This window comes from Bacillus sp. MBGLi79 (genome assembly GCF_002953915.1).
In genome coordinates, this window is sequence record NZ_CP026521.1 from 2,399,058 (window position 1) to 2,402,981 (window position 3,924).

Genomic DNA, 3,924 nt, shown 5'->3' on the forward strand with positions numbered 1-3,924 from the left:
AGTGCCTAAGATAGCCAACTATTCAGCAGAATTACTTCCAAATATCGTTTATATAAAATATCTCGTTTTCATCTATTTGTATGTAACGGCGATTCCTTTTTACTTTGCTCTTTATCAAGCGTTCAAACTTTTAAGCTATATTGACAAGAATAAAGCTTTCTCGGGATTGTCAGTAAGGGCTTTGAAGAATATAAAATACTGTGCGGTCACTATCAGTATCTTTTATGCAGCAGGTATGCCTGTCTTTTATCTGATAGCCGATATAGACGACGCCCCGGGTATCATAGTCATCGGATTGGTTATTATTTTTGCTTCAATGGTCATTGCGGTCTTTGCTGCTGTTCTGCAAAAACTATTAAAAGAAGCGATTGATATAAAATCAGAAAATGACTTAACGGTCTGAGGTGATGACTATGGCAATTATTATTAACATTGATGTGATGCTTGCTAAAAGAAAAATGAGCGTAACAGAGCTTTCGGAGAGAGTTGGCATCACCATGGCTAATCTTTCGATATTGAAAAACGGAAAAGCAAAGGCCATTCGATTATCAACTTTAGAAGCGATTTGCAAGGCTTTAGAATGTCAGCCCGGAGATATATTGGAATACCGAAGTGATGAAGACACAAAGGAGTCGTAAAAAGCAAATATGTAGCATCAACAGAAAAATAAAGTGATTGGCGGTGAGCCTATGGACATAACCTTATATCCATCCAGCTCCTATACTAAGCGTCCCTTACATACACGAAGAATACTCCTTTGGAGGGGGCATACAAAATGAGAGCTTTAAAACAAATCGTTCATTTCGGCTGGGAACAAGCGCTTTCATGTTTGTTTCCTGTCGTTATTTTTGCCTCTTTGGCTATCACACAAATGATCCCACTACCCTTCTTGCCGCGGTACGACTGGCTCCTCATGATCTGCGTCCTCATGCAATTGTGGATGGTGCGTTCTGGTCTTGAAACTTGGGATGAATTAAAAGTGATCACATTGTTCCACCTTATCGGGCTTGCTCTGGAACTTTTTAAAGTCCATATGGGCTCCTGGTCTTATCCAGAAGAAGGATACTCCAAAATATTTGGAGTACCTTTGTATAGCGGCTTTATGTACGCAAGTGTAGCCAGTTATTTGTGCCAGGCATGGAGAAGGCTTAAGGTTGAATTGGTTAAGTGGCCGCCTTTTTTTGCGGTTGTTCCGCTTGCCGCTGCGATTTATTTGAATTTTTTCATCCATCATTTTTCGATTGATATTCGATGGTGGTTATCTGGACTTGTCCTCATTGTCTTTTGGCAAACATGGGTTACATACGAGGTGAATGGAGCTCGTTACCGTATGCCGCTCGCACTTTCTTTTGTACTCATCGGATTTTTTATATGGATAGCGGAAAATATCGCTACGTTTTTTGGGGCTTGGAAATATCCAAACCAAATCGAGACATGGAGTCTCGTACACCTCGGAAAGGTAAGTTCATGGCTCTTGCTGGTGATTGTTAGCTTTCTTATAGTAGCATCATTAAAACAAGTTAAGGAGCAGAGTCCTACAAAGCAGAGAGGGGTGAATCTTTTTTAGGTTAACAGTCTCCTGGCGTACAAGACTCCAGCTAAAAAGAAAAGCAACGTTCAAATGTGTTGCTTTTCTTTTTTGTCACTCTGCCTGCGGGTATCCATCTTCTTCAAACTTCGTCGCACCACGAGAACTGATTCAGATTACGACTGCTTTCAACGCCTTGACAAACTCATGCGCCGCCGGCGTTATCTCTTCAAATGAATGTGCGATGACGCCGATATCGCGTGTGATCCTAGGAAAAATGTCATTTTTACTTAATTGATGCGGGACGGATGAAAGTGTAAAGTTTGAAATAATGCCTATGCCCAAGTTGTTTTTGACCATATTAATCAAGGTTTCGGCATTTTGCACAGTCAAGTTTTCCTTTAATTCGATGTTGTATTGCGAAAATGCGTTTGACATCGCGATTTCATGACCGCCTTTACAGAAAATGAGGTCATCTTGATATGTTTCAAGGTTGACATGCTTTTCCTGTTTTAATTCATCACGCTGCGGCGGGATGACGGCCACCATATAGTCGTTACACAATAGCTGATTTTCAAATGGTTCAAATGGAGATGCTGCGATTCCAATATCAACCGTCCGATCCTCAACCCATCCTTTTATTTGGTCAGAGGTCCCCTCGATCAATTCGATGCGGATCAACGGGTAGTTTGATCTGAATGCCGCAATCGCCTGGGGCATGATATTTGTTGAAACTGCAGGAAATGAACCAATTTTCACCTTCCCGTTTAACAGCTTGTTTTCCCGGTTGGCTATTTGATATATTTTGCTTTCAATTCCCTTCATTTGCCTCGCCAGCAGCAAAATTTCTTTTCCGACGTCAGTCAGTATTAAACCATGATGTTTATCCCTGATCAATAATTTGAGCTGCAGCGAGCTCTCCAGGTTTTTTATCGCTTTGCTTACCGCCGGCTGAGAGATGAACAATTCTTTTGCCGCTTCTGTAATATTCAATTTCTCCCCGACTTTTACAAATATGTGAAGATGGTTCATGTTCATAACCATTTGGTTATACCTCCGATAATAAAAATGTATTTCAGTTATATACAAATGTAACATATGATAGAAACCAGCACGATATTTAAACAAGAAAGGCGGATTCATCATGGTAAAAGTCATGTTGGGAATCTTATCTGTCACATTTATTTGGGGTTATACTTGGGTTGCAATGAAAGTAGGAATTCATGACATCCCCCCGCTTTTATTTTCGGCTTTGCGCCTGTTCATCGGAGCGGTTCCATTATTTCTCATTCTCTTCATTCAAAGAAAAAAGCTTTCAATTCAAAAAGAACATCTCAAAAGCTATATCATCATGAGCCTGCTGATGGATCTGGGTTATATGGGGATCTTAACGTATGGAATGCAGTTTGTCGATTCAGGAAAAACCTCTGTTTTGGTATATACGATGCCCATATTTGTTACGGTGCTCAGCCATTTTACATTAAATGAGAAAATGAATGCGTATAAAACGATCGGACTGGTCTGCGGCCTCTTCGGACTGTTATTTATATTTGGAAAGGAAATGCTTGCTATCGATCAAAGCGCTTTATTTGGAGAGCTGTGCGTGCTTGCGGCAGCGCTAAGCTGGGGAATCGCGAATGTGTTCAGTAAGCTACAATTCAAGCATATCGATGTTATTCATATGAATGCCTGGCAACTTATGATGGGGGCCGTCATGTTATTGGTGTTGTCCTTTATATTTGAGCCGGTCCCTTCAGCCGAGTGGACATATCAGGCGGTATGGTCATTGCTGTTTAATGGCTTGCTTTCCACCGGCTTTACCTTTGTCGTATGGTTTTGGGTGCTCAATCAAATCGAAGCGTCAAAAGCATCCATGGCATTAATGTTTGTTCCCGTATTGGCCCTATTTTTTGGATGGCTGCAATTGCACGAACAGATCACCATCAACATTATCCTCGGCGCACTGCTGATATGCTACGGCATCTTTATGAATACATTTACATTTTCACGACGAAAAATGTGAATGGACAGAGGGTACACTTTTTTTACGATTTGTGCCTCGTGTGACAGGAGACGGCTGTCTTTTAAAATCCTGCCGGCAGCCTATTAAACAATAAAAAAAGCTAATATCTGCATGTGAGACATTAGCTTTTTTTATTGGCGTTTAGGTTGCCAAAATTCTTTCTTATTACCATTCCGGCTGATCAAACTGAAAACCGTATAGACCTTTTACTTTAACGTCTCCGCAATCTGGATCTTTTGTTAAAATCAAATAATGAGTCTTATAAGGCATCGCCTCAACTCGATCAGTTGCACTAAAATCATAATGATCCCCTGAGAAGTTTTTTTCACTAACGGTTATTTCGTATCCCGACAAAGTCATTCGCATGATTCTT

General features: G+C 40.7%; 4 protein-coding genes and 2 pseudogenes. 4 read left to right on the top strand and 2 right to left on the bottom strand.

Annotated features, from left to right (window positions below; all coding sequences use genetic code 11):
• Position 1 precedes the first annotated feature (1 nt).
• The 3 genes and pseudogenes from C1T29_RS11815 to C1T29_RS11825 all read left to right on the top strand — a co-directional run bounded on the left by C1T29_RS11815 (position 2) and on the right by C1T29_RS11825 (position 1,567).
• Positions 2–403 (top strand): DUF2975 domain-containing protein, encoded by a 402-nt coding sequence (locus C1T29_RS11815; RefSeq protein ID WP_208945705.1) that lies wholly within the window; start codon positions 2–4, stop codon positions 401–403.
• 10 nt (positions 404–413) lie between these two features.
• Positions 414–670 (top strand): annotated as a pseudogene (locus C1T29_RS11820) (helix-turn-helix domain-containing protein).
• A 105-nt stretch (positions 671–775) separates the two neighbouring features.
• Entirely contained in the window at positions 776–1,567 is a 792-nt protein-coding gene (locus C1T29_RS11825; protein ID WP_095431610.1) for a DUF817 domain-containing protein, read from the top strand.
• Positions 1,568–1,699: 132 nt separating this feature from the next.
• Here C1T29_RS11825 and C1T29_RS11830 read toward each other — a convergent pair whose 3' ends face one another.
• Positions 1,700–2,572, bottom strand: coding sequence for a LysR family transcriptional regulator (locus C1T29_RS11830; RefSeq protein WP_095431609.1), 873 nt, complete (start codon positions 2,570–2,572; stop codon positions 1,700–1,702).
• Positions 2,573–2,672: 100 nt separating this feature from the next.
• Between C1T29_RS11830 and C1T29_RS11835 the strand changes: the two genes are divergently transcribed.
• Complete coding sequence (locus C1T29_RS11835; protein ID WP_095431608.1) at positions 2,673–3,551, top strand: DMT family transporter; 879 nt, start codon at positions 2,673–2,675, stop codon at positions 3,549–3,551.
• A 165-nt stretch (positions 3,552–3,716) separates the two neighbouring features.
• Here C1T29_RS11835 and C1T29_RS11840 read toward each other — a convergent pair.
• Positions 3,717–3,924, bottom strand: a pseudogene (locus tag C1T29_RS11840) (hypothetical protein); the annotation flags it as partial.